General features: G+C 61.4%; 15 protein-coding genes. 4 read left to right on the top strand and 11 right to left on the bottom strand.

The window, feature by feature from the left end; all coding sequences use genetic code 11:
• Positions 1–3 precede the first annotated feature (3 nt).
• The 5 genes from atpD to ACR3EK_RS03075 form a co-directional block, all read right to left on the bottom strand.
• Positions 4–1428: a F0F1 ATP synthase subunit beta gene (gene atpD, locus ACR3EK_RS03095; RefSeq protein WP_480632651.1), complete on the bottom strand. Its 1425-nt coding sequence runs from the start codon at positions 1426–1428 to the stop codon at positions 4–6.
• A gap of 18 nt (positions 1429–1446) precedes the next feature.
• Entirely contained in the window at positions 1447–2325 is an 879-nt protein-coding gene (locus ACR3EK_RS03090; protein ID WP_170369672.1) for a F0F1 ATP synthase subunit gamma, read from the bottom strand.
• Positions 2326–2337: 12 nt separating this feature from the next.
• On the bottom strand, positions 2338–3876 hold the full coding sequence (gene atpA, locus ACR3EK_RS03085; protein WP_170339951.1) for a F0F1 ATP synthase subunit alpha: 1539 nt from the start codon (positions 3874–3876) through the stop codon (positions 2338–2340).
• On the bottom strand, positions 3877–4437 hold the full coding sequence (locus ACR3EK_RS03080) for a F0F1 ATP synthase subunit delta (protein WP_093965027.1): 561 nt from the start codon (positions 4435–4437) through the stop codon (positions 3877–3879).
• A 312-nt stretch (positions 4438–4749) separates the two neighbouring features.
• On the bottom strand, positions 4750–5484 hold the full coding sequence (locus ACR3EK_RS03075) for a class I SAM-dependent methyltransferase (protein ID WP_170339950.1): 735 nt from the start codon (positions 5482–5484) through the stop codon (positions 4750–4752).
• 61 nt (positions 5485–5545) lie between these two features.
• Between ACR3EK_RS03075 and gloB the strand changes: the two genes are divergently transcribed.
• The 3 genes from gloB (at position 5546) to ACR3EK_RS03060 (ending at position 9867) form a co-directional block, all read left to right on the top strand.
• Positions 5546–6313, top strand: a complete 768-nt coding sequence (gene gloB / locus ACR3EK_RS03070; protein ID WP_480632650.1) for a hydroxyacylglutathione hydrolase — start codon at positions 5546–5548, stop codon at positions 6311–6313.
• Positions 6314–6487: 174 nt separating this feature from the next.
• Positions 6488–8812 (top strand): ATP-dependent Clp protease ATP-binding subunit ClpA, encoded by a 2325-nt coding sequence (clpA, locus tag ACR3EK_RS03065; RefSeq protein ID WP_170357119.1) that lies wholly within the window; start codon positions 6488–6490, stop codon positions 8810–8812.
• Positions 8813–8976: 164 nt separating this feature from the next.
• Positions 8977–9867, top strand: a complete 891-nt coding sequence (locus ACR3EK_RS03060) for a YHYH protein (RefSeq protein WP_480632649.1) — start codon at positions 8977–8979, stop codon at positions 9865–9867.
• A gap of 7 nt (positions 9868–9874) precedes the next feature.
• Here the strand turns inward: ACR3EK_RS03060 and ACR3EK_RS03055 are convergent, their stop codons facing one another.
• From ACR3EK_RS03055 to ACR3EK_RS03045, 3 genes are all read right to left on the bottom strand, one after another.
• Positions 9875–11617: a peptidoglycan -binding protein gene (locus tag ACR3EK_RS03055; protein WP_480632648.1), complete on the bottom strand. Its 1743-nt coding sequence runs from the start codon at positions 11615–11617 to the stop codon at positions 9875–9877.
• Positions 11618–11620: 3 nt separating this feature from the next.
• Positions 11621–12799 carry a biopolymer transporter ExbB gene (locus ACR3EK_RS03050; RefSeq protein WP_170340518.1) on the bottom strand — a complete coding sequence of 393 codons (1179 nt, stop codon included), beginning with the start codon at positions 12797–12799 and terminating at the stop codon, positions 11621–11623.
• Positions 12800–12867: 68 nt separating this feature from the next.
• Entirely contained in the window at positions 12868–13398 is a 531-nt protein-coding gene (locus ACR3EK_RS03045) for a gamma-glutamylcyclotransferase (RefSeq protein WP_170340516.1), read from the bottom strand.
• 67 nt (positions 13399–13465) lie between these two features.
• Here ACR3EK_RS03045 and ACR3EK_RS03040 point away from each other — a divergent pair, with 67 nt between their 5' ends.
• On the top strand, positions 13466–14467 hold the full coding sequence (locus tag ACR3EK_RS03040; RefSeq protein ID WP_170339936.1) for a DUF2125 domain-containing protein: 1002 nt from the start codon (positions 13466–13468) through the stop codon (positions 14465–14467).
• Here the strand turns inward: ACR3EK_RS03040 and ACR3EK_RS03035 are convergent.
• The 3 genes from ACR3EK_RS03035 to hisC are packed head-to-tail and all read right to left on the bottom strand — an operon-like array spanning position 14464 to position 17320.
• The gene (locus ACR3EK_RS03035) at positions 14464–15321 is read right to left on the bottom strand and encodes an extensin-like domain-containing protein (protein ID WP_170371726.1); all 858 of its coding nucleotides are present in this window, start codon (positions 15319–15321) and stop codon (positions 14464–14466) included. The two genes, ACR3EK_RS03040 and ACR3EK_RS03035, sit on opposite strands and share 4 nt — an antisense overlap.
• Complete coding sequence (locus ACR3EK_RS03030) at positions 15318–16238, bottom strand: prephenate/arogenate dehydrogenase family protein (protein ID WP_093964624.1); 921 nt, start codon at positions 16236–16238, stop codon at positions 15318–15320. The genes ACR3EK_RS03035 and ACR3EK_RS03030 overlap by 4 nt, the downstream gene beginning before the upstream one ends.
• Complete coding sequence (hisC, locus tag ACR3EK_RS03025; protein WP_480632647.1) at positions 16235–17320, bottom strand: histidinol-phosphate transaminase; 1086 nt, start codon at positions 17318–17320, stop codon at positions 16235–16237. Before hisC ends, ACR3EK_RS03030 begins: the two co-directional genes overlap by 4 nt.
• Between the last annotated feature and the right edge of the window lie 22 nt (positions 17321–17342).

Below are 17342 nucleotides of genomic sequence, written 5' to 3'. Positions count from 1 at the left end.
TCCTTAGGCAGCAGCTGCGGCCATCTTCTCGGCTTTGGCGATCACTTCGTCGATGCCACCAACCATCAGGAAGGCCGCTTCGGGCAGGTGGTCGAATTCGCCGGCCACGACACGCTCGAACGAGTCGATGGTGACTTCTAGCGGAACCTGCACACCCGGCGAACCGGTGAAGACTTCGGCCACGTCGAACGGCTGCGACAGGAAGCGCTCGATCTTGCGGGCGCGGGCCACGGTCAACTTGTCCTCTTCCGACAGTTCGTCCATGCCGAGGATGGCGATGATGTCCTGCAGCGACTTGTAGCGCTGGAGAATCTGCTGAACGTCGGTCGCAACCTTGTAGTGACGCTCGCCGACGATGGCCGGGTCAAGCAGGCGCGAGGTTGAGTCGAGCGGGTCCACGGCCGGGTAGATACCCTTTTCCGAGATCGCACGGTTCAGAACGGTTGTTGCGTCCAGGTGTGCGAACGAGGTTGCCGGCGCGGGGTCGGTCAGGTCGTCCGCAGGCACGTAGATCGCCTGCACCGAGGTGATCGAGCCCTTCTTGGTCGAAGTGATGCGTTCCTGCAGGGCGCCCATGTCGGTGGCCAGCGTCGGCTGGTAGCCCACCGCCGAAGGAATACGACCCAGCAGAGCCGACACCTCGGAGCCCGCCTGCGTGAAGCGGAAGATGTTGTCGACGAAGAACAGAACGTCGGTACCGGACTGGTCGCGGAACTGCTCGGCCAGGGTCAGGCCGGTCAGAGCAACACGGGCACGCGCCCCCGGAGGTTCGTTCATCTGACCGTAGACCAGGGCCACCTGGCTTTCCGACAGGTTGTCGGGCTTGATGACGTTCGATTCGATCATCTCGTGGTACAGGTCGTTCCCTTCACGGGTCCGTTCACCAACACCCGCGAACACCGAGAAACCCGAGTGCACTTTTGCGATGTTGTTGATCAGTTCCATGATCAGAACGGTTTTACCAACGCCGGCGCCGCCGAACAGGCCGATCTTACCGCCTTTGGCGTAGGGGGCCAGCAGGTCGACAACCTTGATGCCGGTGACCAGAACTTCCGACTCGGTCGATTGTTCGTCGAAGGTCGGCGCGGGCTGGTGGATCGCGCGGGCCTCAGACGCTTCAACCGGACCTTTTTCGTCGATCGGTTCACCGACCACGTTCAGGATGCGGCCCAGGGTGGCGTTGCCAACCGGAACCGAGATCGGTGCGCCGGTGTCAGTCACGGCTTCGCCGCGGACCAGACCTTCGGTCGCGTCCATCGCGATGGTACGGACGGTGTTTTCACCCAGGTGCTGAGCAACTTCCAACACCAGGCGCTTGCCATTGTTGGAAGTTTCCAGCGCGTTCAGAATTTCAGGCAGCTGATCTTCGAAGTGCACGTCGACGACGGCCCCGATGATCTGTGTGACTTTGCCTTTTGCATTCGCCATGTTTCGTCTCCGGTTTTCTTACAGCGCTTCGGCGCCGGAAATAATTTCAATCAGCTCGTTGGTGATCACGGCCTGACGCGAGCGGTTGAACTGGATCGTCAGCTTGTCGATCATCTCGCCCGCATTGCGTGTCGCGTTGTCCATCGCGGACATCCGTGCACCCTGTTCAGACGCACCGTTTTCGAGCAGAGCCGAGAAGATCGCTGTCGCGACCCCCTTGGGCAGCAGGTCGGCCAGGATGGCCTCTTCGCTGGGCTCGTAGTCGAAGATGGCACCGCTGTCGTCACCCGTCGCTTCGTCTTCGAACGAGGCGGGGATGACCTGCTGTGCCGTCGGAATCTGGGTCACAACGTTGACGAACTTCGAGTAGAAGATCGTGGCAACATCGAACTCACCCCCGTCAAAGCGGGACAGGATGTCCTTCGCGATGTCCTGCGCGTTGGTGTAACCAATGCGTTTTACTTCGCTCAGGTCGACATGACCGACGAACAGATCGCCCAGATCACGCTTGAGCGCGTCGCGGCCTTTCTTGCCGACGGTCAGAACCTTGACCGTCTTGCCTTTGAGGCGCAGCTCTTCCGCCTTTTGGCGGGCCAGCTTGGCGATGTTCGAGTTGAAGCCGCCACACAGGCCGCGTTCAGCTGTCATCACAACCAGCAGATGGACATCATCACTGCCCGAACCACGGAGCAGCTTGGGGGCGCTGTCGCTGCCCCCGACCGACGCCGCCAGCCCCGCCATCACGGCATTGAACCGCTCGGCATAGGGGCGCGAGGCTTCGGCAGATTCTTGGGCGCGGCGCAGTTTTGCAGCCGCGACCATCTGCATGGCCTTGGTGATCTTGCGGGTCGATTTGACCGACTCGATCCTGTTTTTAAGGTCCTTTAGACTTGGCATCGCCGCGTCTCCTTAAGCGAAGGTTGCGGCGTATTCGTCCAGCGCAGCCTTGATCTTGTCGGCAGCCTCGCCCTTGATCTTGGGATCTTCGTCGGTGATCCACTGCAGCAGATCGGCATGCTTGCCGCGCAGATGCGCCAGCAGACCAGCTTCGTAGCGGCCAACGTCCGAAACGTCGATCTTGTCGAGATAGCCGTTGGTGCCGGCGAAGATCACGCAGACGATTTCCGCATTGGTCAGCGGCGAGTACTGCGGCTGCTTCATCAGCTCGGTCAGACGCGCACCGCGGTTCAGCAACTGCTGGGTTGCGGCGTCGAGGTCCGAACCGAACTGCGCAAATGCAGCCATTTCGCGGTACTGGGCCAGTTCCAGTTTCACCGGACCAGCAACCGACTTCATCGCGTTGGTCTGAGCCGACGAACCCACGCGCGAAACCGACAGACCGGTGTTCACGGCGGGGCGGATGCCCTGATAGAACAGCTCGGTTTCCAGGAAGATCTGGCCGTCGGTGATCGAGATCACGTTGGTCGGAATAAAGGCCGACACGTCGCCGCCCTGGGTTTCAATGACCGGCAGAGCGGTCAGCGAACCGGCGCCGAAGTCTTCGTTCAGCTTGGCCGAACGCTCCAGCAGGCGCGAGTGCAGGTAGAAAACGTCACCCGGATAGGCTTCGCGGCCCGGCGGACGGCGCAGCAGCAGCGACATCTGACGATAGGCGACGGCCTGCTTGGACAGGTCATCATAGATGATCAGAGCGTGGCGGCCGTTGTCACGGAAGTATTCAGCCATCGCGGTTGCGGCATAAGGTGCCAGGAACTGCATCGGCGCCGGGTCGGACGCGGTTGCGGCCACGACGATCGAGTATTCGATGGCGCCGGATTCTTCCAGTTTCTTCACCAGCTGAGCAACGGTCGAACGCTTCTGGCCGATGGCCACGTAGACGCAGTACAGCTTCTTCGATTCATCGTCGCCAGCGGCTTCGTTGTAGACCTTCTGGTTCAGGATGGTGTCCAGAGCCACAGCGGTCTTGCCGGTCTGACGGTCGCCGATGATCAGCTCACGCTGGCCACGGCCGATCGGGATCATCGCGTCAACCGACTTCAGGCCGGTCGCCATCGGCTCATGCACCGACTTACGCGGGATGATGCCCGGCGCCTTGACGTCTGCGACGCCGCGCTGCTTGGCATTGATCGGGCCTTTGCCGTCCAGCGGGTTGCCCAGACCGTCAACAACGCGGCCCAACAGTTCGTCACCAACCGGAACGTCCACGATCGAGTTGGTGCGCTTGACGGTGTCACCTTCCTTGATGTCACGGTCCGAGCCGAAGATCACGACACCGACGTTGTCGGCTTCGAGGTTCAGCGCCATGCCCATGATGCCGCCGGGGAACTCGACCATCTCACCCGCCTGCACATTGTCCAGGCCGTAAACACGGGCAATACCGTCACCGACGCTCAGCACGCGGCCGATTTCGGCCACCTCTGCTTCTTGACCAAAATTCTTGATCTGGTCTTTCAGGATTGCAGAAATCTCTGCGGCTTGGATACCCATTTATCCGACCTCTTTCATTGCATTCTGTAGGGAGTTGAGCTTGGAGCGGATCGAACTGTCGATCATCTGCGAGCCCACTTTGACGACAAGACCACCGATGAGGCTTTCATCGACGGTCGCATTGATGGTCACGTCCTTGCCCACGCGCTCGGACAGTGTCTTGGACAGTTTTTCCAGCTGGGTCTTGGTCAGCGCCTTGGCCGAGGCAACTTCGGCAGTCACTTCGCCGCGCTCGTCGGCCAGCATTTCGCGCAGAACCTTGATCAGCTGCGGCAGCACGAACAGACGGCGCTTCTGCGCCATCAGAGCCAGCGTGTTGCGCATGATCGGGTGCAGGCCCATCTTGTCGGCCACGGCGGTGATGGCCGCCTGCTGGTCGGCCCGGGAGATCAGCGGCGAAGAGATCACCTCGCGCAGGTCCGCGCTTTCACTCAATGCAGCCGAAAGGTCATTGATGCCGGTTTCCAGACCTGCAAGGTCCTTGTTCTCTTTTGCGATCTCGAAGATCGCCGTTGCATAGCGTTTGGCTATGCCCGTCGAAATCGAAGCTGGTTCGGACACGTCCACCCTTCCGATATTTTGGGCCCCGATTTCGCGTGCGGCAGCTGAACCGGGGGCGTGAGGAAACCCCGTCCTGAAAGGGCGGGGATCAAAATCACCGGGGATGTAGCAGAGCCTAAGCCACCTAGCAATATGTTATGCCGGGCTCAGCTTTATCCACAAAATCTTTCTTTTCAATCGGTTACGGAAACTGCGACGGTTTGAACCCATTCGCCGGCGTGAAAAATGTTACCAAGTTGCCTGTTTTTGCGATTCCTGTGGCCTTTTTCCCTCATGTTTCCGGGAATCCCGCGCTTGTGGATGCGCGCCGGTTCACGCCGGCTTCAGCAATCCGTCCAGCGCTTTGATGGGGCGTTTTTCGGCATCCTTGGTCACGCTGCCGCTTGGTGGCCGCACAAGCTTGCTGGCTTCGACCATCAGAACACCACCGGCCATGATGGTCGGGATCCGTTGCCCTGTCTTTTCGATCAGCCCACCCGAGCGCAGCCAGAACCGCCGGAACGAGGGCGGCAGGTAAAGGGCGGAGCAGTGCATCTCGGGCACGAAATGATGTGCGCGCAGCTGGTTCTCCAACTGGGTTGCCGAATACGGATGTCCGTAGCCGAAGGGCGTACGGTCGGTTCGGGACCAAAGCCCGGCCCGATTGGGAACGACAAACACCGCCCGGCCACCCGGCCCCAGAACACGCCAGCACTCTTCAAGCAGTTGACTGGGTCGTTCCGAGGTCTCGAGCCCGTGCATGACCACCAGCTTGTCTACATGACCGGTTTCGATCGGCCACCGGGTTTCCTCGGTCAGCACCGATACGTTCTGCATACCAGCGGGCCAGGGCATCACCCCTTGCGGTCCGGGCATCAGGCCGATGACACGCCGCGCGTCCGCAAGATAAGGGCGTAACAGAGGCACCGCAAATCCGAATCCGGCCACCGTCTGGCCCTTGGCCTCGGGCCACAGCTCGATCAGCCGGCCACGAATGGCAGCCTGCGCCGCACGCCCCAGCGTGCTGCGGTAATAGAAGTTCCTAAGATCCTGCACATCAAGATGCATTGCAGATACCCGGTCGATCGGCTTAGCTGAGCGCAGTCTAGCAACGAAAGGGCAAAAGGCCATGCCTCTTGAGATCGTCACCATCCCCTGTCTCAGCGACAACTATGCTTTTCTGGCACATGACCATGCAAGCGGACAGACAGCCCTGGTCGACGCCCCGGAGGCCGGACCCATTCTGGCCGAATTGACCGCACGCGGCTGGCGCCTGAGCCATGTCCTTCTGACCCATCACCACTGGGATCACGTCGACGGCTTGCCGGGCATCCTCGAGCAGCACCCAGCACAGGTGATTGGTGCGGCGGCCGACGCTCACCGGCTTCCTCCCCTCGACAAACAGGTGGCTGACGGTGACCGGTTCGAGATTGGGGGCGAACCCGTCGAGGCTCTGGATGTCTCGGGGCATACGGTGGGACATGTGGCATATTACATGCCCAAAAGCGCGGTGGTGTTCACGGCCGACAGCCTGATGGCGCTGGGATGCGGGCGCTTGTTCGAAGGAGACGCAGCGCAAATGTGGACCTCGCTTTCGAAACTCGCGGCTTTGCCCGACGAGACGTCGGTCTGCTCGGGTCACGAATACACCCAGTCAAACGCACGATTTGCGGTAACCGTTGATCCTGACAACACAGCGTTGCAGCAACGGGTGCATGAGATCGATCAGGCTCGGGCAGAGGGCCGCGCGACCGTGCCGTCAAATCTGGGCGTGGAAAAGGCGACCAATCCGTTCCTGCGCGCCACTGATCCCAAGATTCAGGCACAGCTTGGAATGGTGGGGGCTGACCCGGTCGCCGTTTTTGCCGAGATCCGGGGTAGAAAAGACCGCTTCTGATGCCTAATTGGTCTTCTTCACGGCCACGGTCACGTTAAATGTGACTGTCAAGTGAAAGAAAACCCTTGAAGCCGCGCCATGATCAACCAAACTCTAATAGTATGAGGTCATGGTTGGGATGGGGATCCGGCCAATACTCGAACCCCTTCCGACCCAATACAGAGGAGCACCCGCGTGCCTTCATTCTCGAGCACACTGGAACAAGCCATTCACGCGGCCCTGGCGGCTGCAAACGAACGGCGTCATGAATTCGCAACGCTGGAGCATCTGTTGCTGGCGCTGCTGGAAGAACCCGATGCGGTGCGCGTCATGAAGGCGTGCAGCGTGGATCTGGACGAATTGCGCAGCTCTCTGGTCGAGTTCATCGACGAGGATCTGTCCAATCTGGTGACAGACATCGACGGGTCCGAAGCCGTACCGACAGCTGCGTTCCAACGTGTTATCCAGCGCGCCGCGATCCATGTGCAAAGCTCGGGCCGGACCGAGGTGACCGGGGCGAATGTTCTGGTGGCCATCTTTGCCGAACGGGAAAGCAACGCGGCATACTTCCTGCAAGAGCAGGACATGACGCGTTATGACGCGGTGAATTTCATCGCCCACGGCGTCGCCAAAGACCCGGCATTTGGTGAAAATCGTCCGGTAACCGGCGCTGATCAGGGTGAAGAGGAAGCGCAGAACGCCTCCGGTGACGCCGACCAGAAGGAAAGCGCGTTGGGCAAGTATTGCGTGGACCTGAACGCCAAATCCCGCGCCGGCGACGTCGATCCGCTGATCGGTCGCGCCGACGAGGTCGAGCGCTGCATCCAGGTTCTGTGCCGCCGCCGTAAGAACAACCCGCTGCTGGTGGGTGATCCGGGCGTGGGCAAGACGGCGATTGCCGAAGGTTTGGCCTATAAGATCGTCCAAGGCGACGCGCCAGACGTTCTGGCCAACACCACCATCTATTCGCTGGACATGGGCGCATTGCTGGCCGGCACGCGCTATCGCGGCGACTTCGAAGAGCGGCTCAAGGCCGTGGTGACCGAGCTTGAGGATCACCCAGACGCCGTGCTGTTCATTGATGAGATTCACACCGTGATCGGTGCGGGTGCAACTTCGGGCGGCGCCATGGATGCCTCGAACCTGCTGAAGCCTGCGTTGCAGGGCGGCAAGCTGCGCACCATGGGCTCGACCACCTACAAAGAGTTCCGCCAGCACTTCGAGAAGGACCGCGCGCTGTCGCGTCGGTTCCAGAAGATCGACGTGAACGAGCCTTCGGTCGAGGACAGCGTGAAGATCCTGCGCGGTCTCAAGCCCTATTTCGAAGAGCATCACGACATCAAATACACCGCCGACGCGATCAAGACCGCGGTCGAGCTGTCTGCGCGTTACATCAACGACCGCAAACTGCCTGATAAGGCGATCGACGTGATCGACGAGGCCGGTGCGGCCCAGCATCTTGTGGCTGAAAGCAAGCGGCGCAAGACCATCGGCGTCAAGGAGATCGAGGCCGTGGTGGCCAAGATCGCGCGCATTCCGCCGAAGAACGTCACCAAGGACGATGCGGAGGTACTGAAGGACCTTGAGAACTCGTTGAAACGGGTGGTGTTCGGGCAGGACCAGGCAATCGAGGCTCTGTCCAGCGCAATCAAGCTGGCACGGGCCGGTCTGCGCGAGCCGGAAAAACCGATCGGCAACTACCTGTTCGCCGGCCCGACCGGTGTCGGCAAAACCGAGGTCGCCAAGCAACTGGCCGATACGCTCGGCGTGGAACTGCTGCGCTTCGACATGTCGGAATATATGGAGAAACACGCGGTCAGCCGTCTGATCGGTGCGCCTCCGGGCTATGTCGGCTTCGATCAGGGCGGTTTGCTGACCGATGGCGTCGACCAGCACCCGCATTGCGTGCTGCTGCTGGACGAGATCGAGAAGGCCCACCCAGACGTGTTCAACATCCTGCTGCAGGTGATGGACCACGGCGAGCTGACCGATCACAACGGCCGTACGGTGAACTTCCGCAATGTGGTGTTGATCATGACCTCGAACGCAGGTGCGCAAGAACAGGCCAAGGCCGCAATCGGCTTTGCCCGCGACCGGCGTGAAGGTGAAGATACCGCCGCGATCGAACGGATGTTCACCCCTGAATTCCGCAACCGTCTGGACGCGGTAATCTCGTTCGCGCCGCTGCCCAAAGAGGTCATCCTGCAGGTGGTCGAAAAATTCGTCCTGCAGCTTGAGGCGCAACTGCTGGATCGTGGCGTCACCATCGACCTGACCCCGAAAGCTGCCGAGTGGCTGGCCGACAAGGGTTATGACGACAAGATGGGCGCACGGCCTCTGGGCCGGGTCATCCAGGAGCACATCAAGAAACCGTTGGCCGAAGAACTGCTGTTCGGAAAGCTGGCCAAGGGCGGTGTTGTGCGGGTCTCGGTCAAGAGAGGCGATCTGGATCTCGAGATTATCGGCCCCGACAATCCGCGGATCTCGGGCGACAAGCCGCCGCTGCTGACCGCGGACTAGACCTCGGTTCAATCAAAAAAGTCTCGTCGTCCGGCAGTCAGTTCTGCCGGGCGATTTCTTTAGAGCCCCCCCTCCCGCAAGTATTCGCCAAAAAGACAGTTCCCAGCGACGGAAATCCTTGCGCACCACGTTTCAGACCAAAGCCTTTGGAGTGGAGCAGCACAGTGTCCAGAAAAATCGCCGTCATTTGGAGCATCGCCTTCGCGGCCTCGGTCGTAGGCGTAATCGCCTCTGCACAGCATCGGTTTCGCTTTCATGACGAAACCCGTGCGGAACCGTTGAACCTGGAACCGGCGACCGTCAACCCAGGCGTCAACAGGTCAGAGATCACCGAACAAGGCCGCGCCTTGTCGATTACCGGCAATGGCATCCCCAATCATCTGGTCGGTCGCTTTCCGAACAAAGGCAACCCGCATCAAATCGCCGAGCAGTCGGTCAAGTTGAACCTGCCGGCCGTTCCGAGGGCGAATGCAACCCCGACGCCTCTGCGCATGGGGTGGAATTTTGGCGTGTCCCTGACTGGGGTCGTCTTTGACCCACTGGCCGCTGAATTCTGGCACGGCGATCCCCGGTCGGGCTGGTCCTACAATGCCTTGGGCGGCGCGATCGCCCTTGGACTCGATGCCAATTTCGCGCATGTCCAACCGAACGGAAAATATCACTACCACGGGGTTCCGACCGGCCTGATCGAAATGCAGGGCTGGTCACCGAAAGAACACTCTCCGTTGATCGGATATGCAGCGGACGGGTTTCCGATTTACGCCCGAACCGGTTTGGTGGGCGGCAAGGTCACGCAAATGACCTCTTCCTACCGGCTGAAGGCCGGACAGCGCCCGGGCGGCGCCGCCCCTGACGGACGACATGATGGAACGTTCAACGAAGACTACGAGTTCGTGGCGGGGCTTGGAACGCTCGGTGAATGCAATGGCGCCATGACCGTCTCGACCGAGTTTCCTTCGGGCACCTACGCGTATTTTCTGACCGATGACTACCCGGTTGTTCCACGCTGTTTTGCGGGCACACCCGATCCCAGCTTCCGCTTCGGGCCGCGCTGACACTGGCTTAGCGTTCGGTCAGCTTCAATTCGATGCGACGGTTCTTTGCCCGCGCTTCCGGAGTGTCCGCCGTATCGACAGGTTGAAACTCTCCAAATCCGTTTGCTGACAGACGTTCCGGCGGAATGCCCAACTGTTCGACCATGTAGCGCACGACCGACAGCGCCCGCCCTTGGCTGAGCTCCCAATTGTCTCGATACCGTCCTGTTCCGTTCAGCGGGATATTGTCCGTGTGACCGTCGACCCGGATGACCCAGTTCAATTCGGGCGGAATGTCCGCCGCAATCCCACTCAGAATGCCCGCCACTTTCGCGACCTCGCGCCGGCCATCCTCGGACAGAACCGCCGAACCGGGTGGGAACAGCACCTCGGACGAGAATACGAAGCGGTCGCCCTCGATCCGAACGCCTTCCTGGTTGCCCAGTACGTCGCGCAGGCGACCAAAGAACTCGGAGCGGTACCGCTGCAGGTCTTCGGCCTGTGCCGTAAGTTCCTGATTCTGGCCGGCCAGTTTCTCGGCTTCGGCCTCCAGACGGACGCGTTCGGCCTCTTCCAGCAAGCGGCGGCGCCGTTCTTCGGAAGCGGCCCGGGCAAGGGCCGCGTTCAGGTCCTGACCAAGGGTCTGAATTTGCACCTCGGCCTCGGCATTCCTGTCCTTGTAGTCATCCAGCAGCGCCTGCAACGACCCCAATTGGCCGCGCAATGCGGCGATCTGCTGGTTCAACAAGGCCGTCTGGCGTTGCGCCTTGGCGGAAAGAGCCTTTTCGGTGGCGATCGTTTCCCGGGCAACGGCAAGCAAGGCGTCACGCTGCTCGGCCAGCGTCCGCTGACTTTCGGCCTCGGCCTCAGCTTCGGTTCGCGCCGCAAGGGCTGCTTCAAGCTGAGCCTTGAGCTCTTCGTCATTCAACTCACCGAATTGCCGCTCAAGCTCGGCTTTGGCCGTCTGAGCGGCGGCCAACAGTGTCAGTGTTTCCTCGGCCTGTTTACGCTGCTCTTCCAGTGCCAGGGTCATGGCCGTCAATTCGGCATCCGCATTCTGCAATCTGTTGCGCAGTGCCTCAGCGGCAGCAGCTTCGGCGACGCGGGCGGCTTCCTCTTCAGACAGTTGGCTTTGCAATTCCGCGATCTGGGCCGCGCGCGCGCTGTCCGCTTTCTCAAGGTCGGCCACCAAGGCCTCAAGCGCTTCGCGGCGTGCAGCCGCCAGCCGTGCTGCCTCGGCCTGGGCATCCACCTCCGCACGGCTTTGAGCCAAGGCAAGGTTCAATGCCTCCTGCTCGGACAGCAGTTGCTCGCGTTGGGATTCCAATTCGGCAATATCGCCCTGCGCGCGCGCCTGATCAGCCAAAAGCGCGGCAACTTGCGCTTCGAACCCTGTGATACGAGTCTGCGCCTCTTCCAACTCGGCCGCGCGCTGGTCACGCTCCGATGTGAGTGATGAGATCAAGGCCTGCGCCTGGCTCAGATCCTCTTCGGCCTGCGACAGCGTCGTGTTCAGTGCCCCCAACCGTGCCTGCAGGCGGCTGTTCTCGCGCTCTTCCAGGCCCAAGGCATCCGCAAGGGCGGCCACTTCGTCCGACAGGGCCGTCAGCTCGTCTTCCTGTCCGGAGATGGTTTCACGCAGCACGAACTGCACGACCATGAAAATGGTCAGCACAAAGGTCATGACCATCAGCAGCCCCGTGATTGCATCAACGAAGCCGGGCCAAACCGAGCCTTGGAAACGCTGACCGGTTCGACGAGACAGGGCCATGTGTTATTCTCCGCCCGGTGTGTGGCGCGCCGCCCCGCGCGGAAGCGTCAGCGCCTTGACCAGCAGTTCGAAATCCTTGCGCAGTTCGTTCATGCTGTCCTGGCGCCCAGCCGAGATTTCTTCGAGAATGCGCAGAAGCTGCACGTCCATCGACCGCAGCCGCATCCGGCTTTCGGCGTCGATCCCCTCGCCCGCACCATGTTCACGCATATGATCCAGCAGCGCGTCCTGCCCCAACGCGATCCGCTCAAGCGCGGCGGTGACCCCTTCGGTTTCCGCCTGCCGTTGGTTCATGTCCGCGATGACATCGACCAATGCACCCAGCTTGGCCGATACTTCGGCGCGATCCGCCTCCTGGGCCGCGAACAGATCCTGCAGCGCGTCCATCTGCTCGGACATGGAATCAAGGACCGGGGTCAGCACCGCAAGTTCCGCACCGCCTTCATCTCCGGCGGCAAATCCGACGCGCGTGATCGACGACAGCCATTCCTCAAGCTCGCGGTAGAAGCGGTTCTGCCCGTGGCCGGCGAACAGTTCGAGCAAACCCACGATCAGCGATCCGGCAAGCCCCAACAGAGAGGACCCGAACGCCACGCCCATGCCTTGCAGCTGGGATTCGAGGCCACTCATCAGACGATTGAATACGGCCAGGCCTTCTTCGCCCTCTTGGGGGTTCAGGCTGCGAATGGTATCGACAATTGCAGGAACCGTTGTTGCCAAGCCGAAGAATGTGCCCAGAAGACCCAGATAGATCAGCACGTTGGTGATGTAACGGGTGAATTCCCGCTCTTCCTCGACTCGTTCCGCGACCGAATCCAGGATCGACCGGGTCGATGTCGAGCTGATCTGCGATTTCGCGCCGCGTGCGCGAAGCAGCGACGCCAGAGGGGCCAACAGCTGCGGTGTACGAGCGTCTTCGCGCACGACGCCGCCAACGAACGCTTCGATCCAGCGAACCGAGCCGATCAACTGGGTCACCTGATAGAAACAGGCCACCACGCCGATGACGAAGACCAGCAGGATGAATCCGTTCAGATAGGGGTTGGCATAAAAAACCGGCAGGACGTAGGGCAGAGCCATGAACACGCCCAGACCCGACAGCCCGATGGCGATCAGCATCATCACGATTTGACGGATCGGTTGCGAGAAATGCGGTCTCGCGCCCTGCTGTACATGCGCCATGCGCGTCTTTCCCGGTTTTGCCTGCTCTGAGGCGAATCTATCGAAAATCTGGTGGCAAGGCCAAGGGTTTATGCGGTCAGGCTGCGCACCCGTTGCGCCAACCACTCAAGATCCGGGTCGTGCAACCCGATCTCGGACAGGTGTTCAGCGGTATTGTAAAGATACTCGGGGTTGGGGCCGCGGCCGCCCACGGCCCGCGCGATGATTTGCGCCTGCTCCTCCAGCGGCAGGCCCCCGCAATACTGCACGTGGTCGGGATCGATCACATAGGTCACTGCCGTCACGGTCTGGCCGTTGTCCAGATGCACATCCAGCATCTTCTCCACATAGGCTGACGAGATCAATTCGCGCTCGCGCAATTCCTCGAGGGTGCGTTCCTCATGGCCCGGTTCGACCGCCAGCGCCAAGCCCTTGCAATGGGCATCCGGGTGTTCGTCCAAGGCCAGGACAAGTCCGGGGTTTTCCTCGGTTCCGCGGTGATGGATCGACCGCATGCAAAATGACCGCGCATAGCCGTGAAGTGTCGCCTGCTCGCGCCGGGCCACCGGAAAGCCCGGATTCCACAACAGCGACCCGTATCCGAATACCCACATCGTCATAGTTCTGGTCCTTGCCCGTTTAGGCCTATAAACATCAATTCCAAGGCAGGAAAAAGGGCCATTTGCGATGCGCCGATTGGTACGAGTGTTCATATTTCTGGCCATCCTCTGGGGAGGGTATTGGGCCATAGCCGGGTATGGGCTGCGCAGCGCCATCACCGGTTGGTTCGCGCATCAGCAGGATCTTGGATGGCAGGCCGACTATTCCGACGTGGAAATCGCCGGATTTCCGCTGCACCACGTGACCCGATTGAACAGTGTCGCGCTGGCCGATCCGGTGAATGGCACAGCCTGGAGCGCGGATTGGATCGAATTCGAAAGCCCCGCCATCTGGCCCGGACGACAGATCTTGCGCTTTGCGGATACGCCGCAGCGGCTGTCCTATTTCGACCAGACCGCAATCATCCTGGCCGACAGCCTTCAGGCGGAACTGAATCTGCGTCCGGGCGTCGCGCTGGAGTTGGAGAAGATGGCCCTTACATCGGGCAACTGGTCGGTGACCCAGGACGGAACCGACATGGCTGCCGGTCAGTCACTTGCCCTGGTCATGGAACAAGGCACCCAGCCCGAGAGCTATGCGATCGGGGTCAGTTCGGATGCCTTTACGCCCGGTGAAGACCTGCGCGCGCTGATGCGAACGGCTGCTTCGCTGCCCCAAGCCTTCGAGACACTCGAACTGGACATGAATGTCACCTTCGACAAAACCTGGGACCGTTCCGCGCTGGAAGAACGTCGCCCTCAACCTCGTTTGATCGACCTGCATCTGGCCGAGGTGCAATGGGGCGAATTGCGTCTGTTTGCAACCGGCGAACTGGAGGTCGATGAACAGGGCATTCCGGTCGGAGAGATTGCGGTCAAAGCCGAGAACTGGCGTGACATGATTGCCATGGCCAATGCTGCAGGTGCCCTGCCCGATCAGGCCGTTGATCCGGTCACGCGGGCGTTGAACCTGCTGGCAGGTCTGGGGGGCAACCCCAACGCGCTGGACCTGCAGCTGAATTTCCGCGACGGGTTCGTGGCTTTGGGACCGTTGCCGTTGGGCCCGGCCCCGCGTCTGATCCTGCGTTAGCGGCAGTAGGGTCCGCTTCGGTAACGGGCGGTATCAAGGTGGAAATGGTTCTGGTGATAGCGGTCTGAATTCGGGCCAAGAACCGTGCCGAAGGGCCCGCACGCTCCGCGCCAGATCTTGGTCAGTTGTTTCTTCGAGGGGTTCTTGCGCCAACCGTCCAGAACCGTCACCACCTCGCCATCGGCCATTTTGAACCCCGAGATATCAATGGCCCGACCCTTGCCATGTTCCGAGATCCTGGCACCTTTCCGGTTGTTCCGGGTACGGCAAGCGTAGTGCGCAGCAACCTGCAATTCGACAACTGGACCGCGCCGTTTGAACGTCGGTTTGACGGTCTTGTCGACCCATTTGTTCAAGGCGATCGCCGTGCCGCAATCCATCGTCGATGGGCGACTGAGAACCACGCCTGACACCGATGTGATCTGGACGGCATCCTTGATCCCGCAGGCTTTGATCTTGCCGGGAACCGAGCCCACGGCCTTGCCCTGAATGGCGATGTCACCGCACACCGATCCTTTGCGCAGTTTTCGCTTTTTGAACAGGACTTGCTGTTCCAACGCCTCGGGCCGCAGATAGGGTTTGAGCGAGGTATCCGGTCCAAGCAGCGGAAGGTCGGCCGGGCGCGCTGCCACGGCCAGCACCTGAGGGGATACGGGCCGCACCACGGGTCGCATCTTCGCTGGTACAGCGATCGGCGTCGCCGGACTTGCCGGGACATAAGCGGCCTGCACCAGCTCTGACACCGGGGATGGCCGCGCAACCGGAACCGGTGATGTGTCGGGGGCCGATGCAGTGGCTGCGCCGGCCCATACCATCGCTATAACCGTCAGAGCTTTGCCTTTGATCAGTTTCATGACTTGGCCTTTACGCGCCCGAAATCAGGAGCGTCGGTGTCCTGACCCGCGTCGATGATGCCGCGCCGGATTGCGCGGGTGTGGGTAAAATAGTCGAACAAGTGCTGACCGTCGCCCGTGCGGATCGCGCGCTGCAGGGCAAACAGCTCTTCGGTGAAACGGCCGAGGATTTCCAGCGTCGCGTCCTTGTTGGTCAGGAACACGTCGCGCCACATGGTCGGGTCCGAGGCCGCGATCCGGGTGAAATCACGGAAACCGGCGGCCGAGTACTTGATGACCTCGGAGTCGGTGACGCGCCGCAGGTCGTCGGCGACGCCCACCATCGTATAGGCGATCAGGTGCGGCGCGTGGCTGGTGACGGCCAGAACCAGATCGTGGTGATCGGCATCCATCTCGTCGACATTCGACCCCATCCCTTCCCACAGGGCGCGCAGGCGGGCGATGGCCTCGGGGTCAGACCCTTCGACCGGAACCAGCAGGCACCAGCGGTTGTCGAACAGCTCAGCAAAGCCGGATTCGGGGCCGGAATGCTCGGTCCCGGCCAGCGGGTGCGCGGGCACGAAATGCACGCCTTCAGGAATATGCGGGCCAACCTCTTCAATGACGTGACGTTTGACCGAGCCTACATCCGAAACGGTCGCGCCGGGCTTGAGCACCGGCGCGATGTCCTTGGCGACGGAGCCCATTGCGCCCACCGGCACGCAGAGCACGACCAGATCGGCACCCTCGACCGCCTCTTGCGCGGTGTCGCAGACCCGGTCGCACAGCCCGATGCGCCGCGCAGTGTCGCGGGTGGCCTCGGACCTGGCATAGCCAGTCACCTCGCCCGCCAACCCGGCGCGCTTGATCGCCCAGTACATCGACGAGGCGATCAGACCCAACCCGATCAGCGCCACGCGGTCATAGATCTGGCTCATGCGGCGCCCCCTTTGAACGCGGTGATGGCCGCAACCACGCGGCGACAGGCCTTTTCGTCGCCCACGGTGATCCGCAGAGCGTTGGGCAGCTTGTAGCCCGCAACCCGGCGCACGATCAAACCTTTCGATTGCAGATAGGCGTCGCAGGCCTCGGCCTCGGCCTGATCCGCGAAACGCGCAAGGATGAAATTGGTGCAGGACGGATCGGACGGAACGCCGATCTTGGCCAGCTCGGCCGACAGCCTTTCGCGCAGGCGGGCGTTTTCGGCCCGGCAGAACTCGACATATTCCACATCGGCCACGGCGGCCTCGGCCGCCGCGATGGCCGTCAGCGACAGGTTGAAGGGCTGGCGCACGCGGTTCAGCACGTCGATGATTTCGCGATGCGCATAGCCCCAGCCGACCCGCATCCCGCCCAGCCCGTAAATCTTCGAGAAGGTCCGGGTCATGATCACGTTGTCGAACCGGTCCACCAGACCGGCGCCGCCGTCAAATCCCGGCACGAATTCCGCATAGGCGCCGTCCAGAACCATCAGGCAGGTCTGCGGCAGGCCCTCAGCCAGGCGCGTCAGTTCGGCGTCCGAGATCATGGTCGAGGTCGGATTGCCCGGGTTGGTCACGAACACGATCCGGGTGCGGTCGGTCACCGCGGCCAGGATCGCATCGACATCGACCTTGCGGTCACGCTCGGGCACCTCGACCGGGGTCGCGCCGGCCATGCGGGCGATGATCGGATACATCGAGAATCCATGCTCGGTATGGATCACCTCGTCCCTCGGCCCGGCATAGGCCTGGGCCACGAATTGCAGCACTTCGTCGCTGCCCACCCCACAGATGATCCGGTCGGGGTCCAGCCCGTGCCGCTCGCCAATCGCGGCGCGCAGGTTGTTGTGATCGGTCACCGGATAGCGATGCAGCATCGTGGCGCTGTCGCGCACGGCTTCGATCGCCTTGGGGCTGGGGCCAAAGGGGTTTTCGTTGGAACTCAGCTTGATGACGTTTTCCACGCCCTCGACATGCGACTGACCGCCCTGATACAGCGCGATATCCATGATGCCGGGTTGCGGGGTGATCTTGTTCATGAGGGGCTCCGTTGGTTGCGCC

The sequence above is a fragment of the Ruegeria sp. BC8 genome, assembly GCF_056535705.1.
This window is presented reverse-complemented; position numbering and strand designations above follow the sequence as displayed.

Excerpts from the sequence above, each read along its gene's own strand:
- atpD (WP_480632651.1), bottom strand. The coding sequence starts at position 1,428 with ATGGCGAATGCAAAAGGCAAAGTCACACAGATCATCGGGGCCGTCGTC.
- ACR3EK_RS03090 (WP_170369672.1), bottom strand. The coding sequence starts at position 2,325 with ATGCCAAGTCTAAAGGACCTTAAAAACAGGATCGAGTCGGTCAAATCG.
- atpA (WP_170339951.1), bottom strand. The coding sequence starts at position 3,876 with ATGGGTATCCAAGCCGCAGAGATTTCTGCAATCCTGAAAGACCAGATC.
- ACR3EK_RS03075 (WP_170339950.1), bottom strand. The coding sequence starts at position 5,484 with ATGCATCTTGATGTGCAGGATCTTAGGAACTTCTATTACCGCAGCACG.
- gloB (WP_480632650.1), top strand. The coding sequence starts at position 5,546 with ATGCCTCTTGAGATCGTCACCATCCCCTGTCTCAGCGACAACTATGCT.
- ACR3EK_RS03055 (WP_480632648.1), bottom strand. The coding sequence starts at position 11,617 with ATGGCCCTGTCTCGTCGAACCGGTCAGCGTTTCCAAGGCTCGGTTTGG.
- ACR3EK_RS03050 (WP_170340518.1), bottom strand. The coding sequence starts at position 12,799 with ATGGCGCATGTACAGCAGGGCGCGAGACCGCATTTCTCGCAACCGATC.
- ACR3EK_RS03045 (WP_170340516.1), bottom strand. The coding sequence starts at position 13,398 with ATGACGATGTGGGTATTCGGATACGGGTCGCTGTTGTGGAATCCGGGC.
- ACR3EK_RS03040 (WP_170339936.1), top strand. The coding sequence starts at position 13,466 with ATGCGCCGATTGGTACGAGTGTTCATATTTCTGGCCATCCTCTGGGGA.
- ACR3EK_RS03035 (WP_170371726.1), bottom strand. The coding sequence starts at position 15,321 with ATGAAACTGATCAAAGGCAAAGCTCTGACGGTTATAGCGATGGTATGG.
- ACR3EK_RS03030 (WP_093964624.1), bottom strand. The coding sequence starts at position 16,238 with ATGAGCCAGATCTATGACCGCGTGGCGCTGATCGGGTTGGGTCTGATC.
- hisC (WP_480632647.1), bottom strand. The coding sequence starts at position 17,320 with ATGAACAAGATCACCCCGCAACCCGGCATCATGGATATCGCGCTGTAT.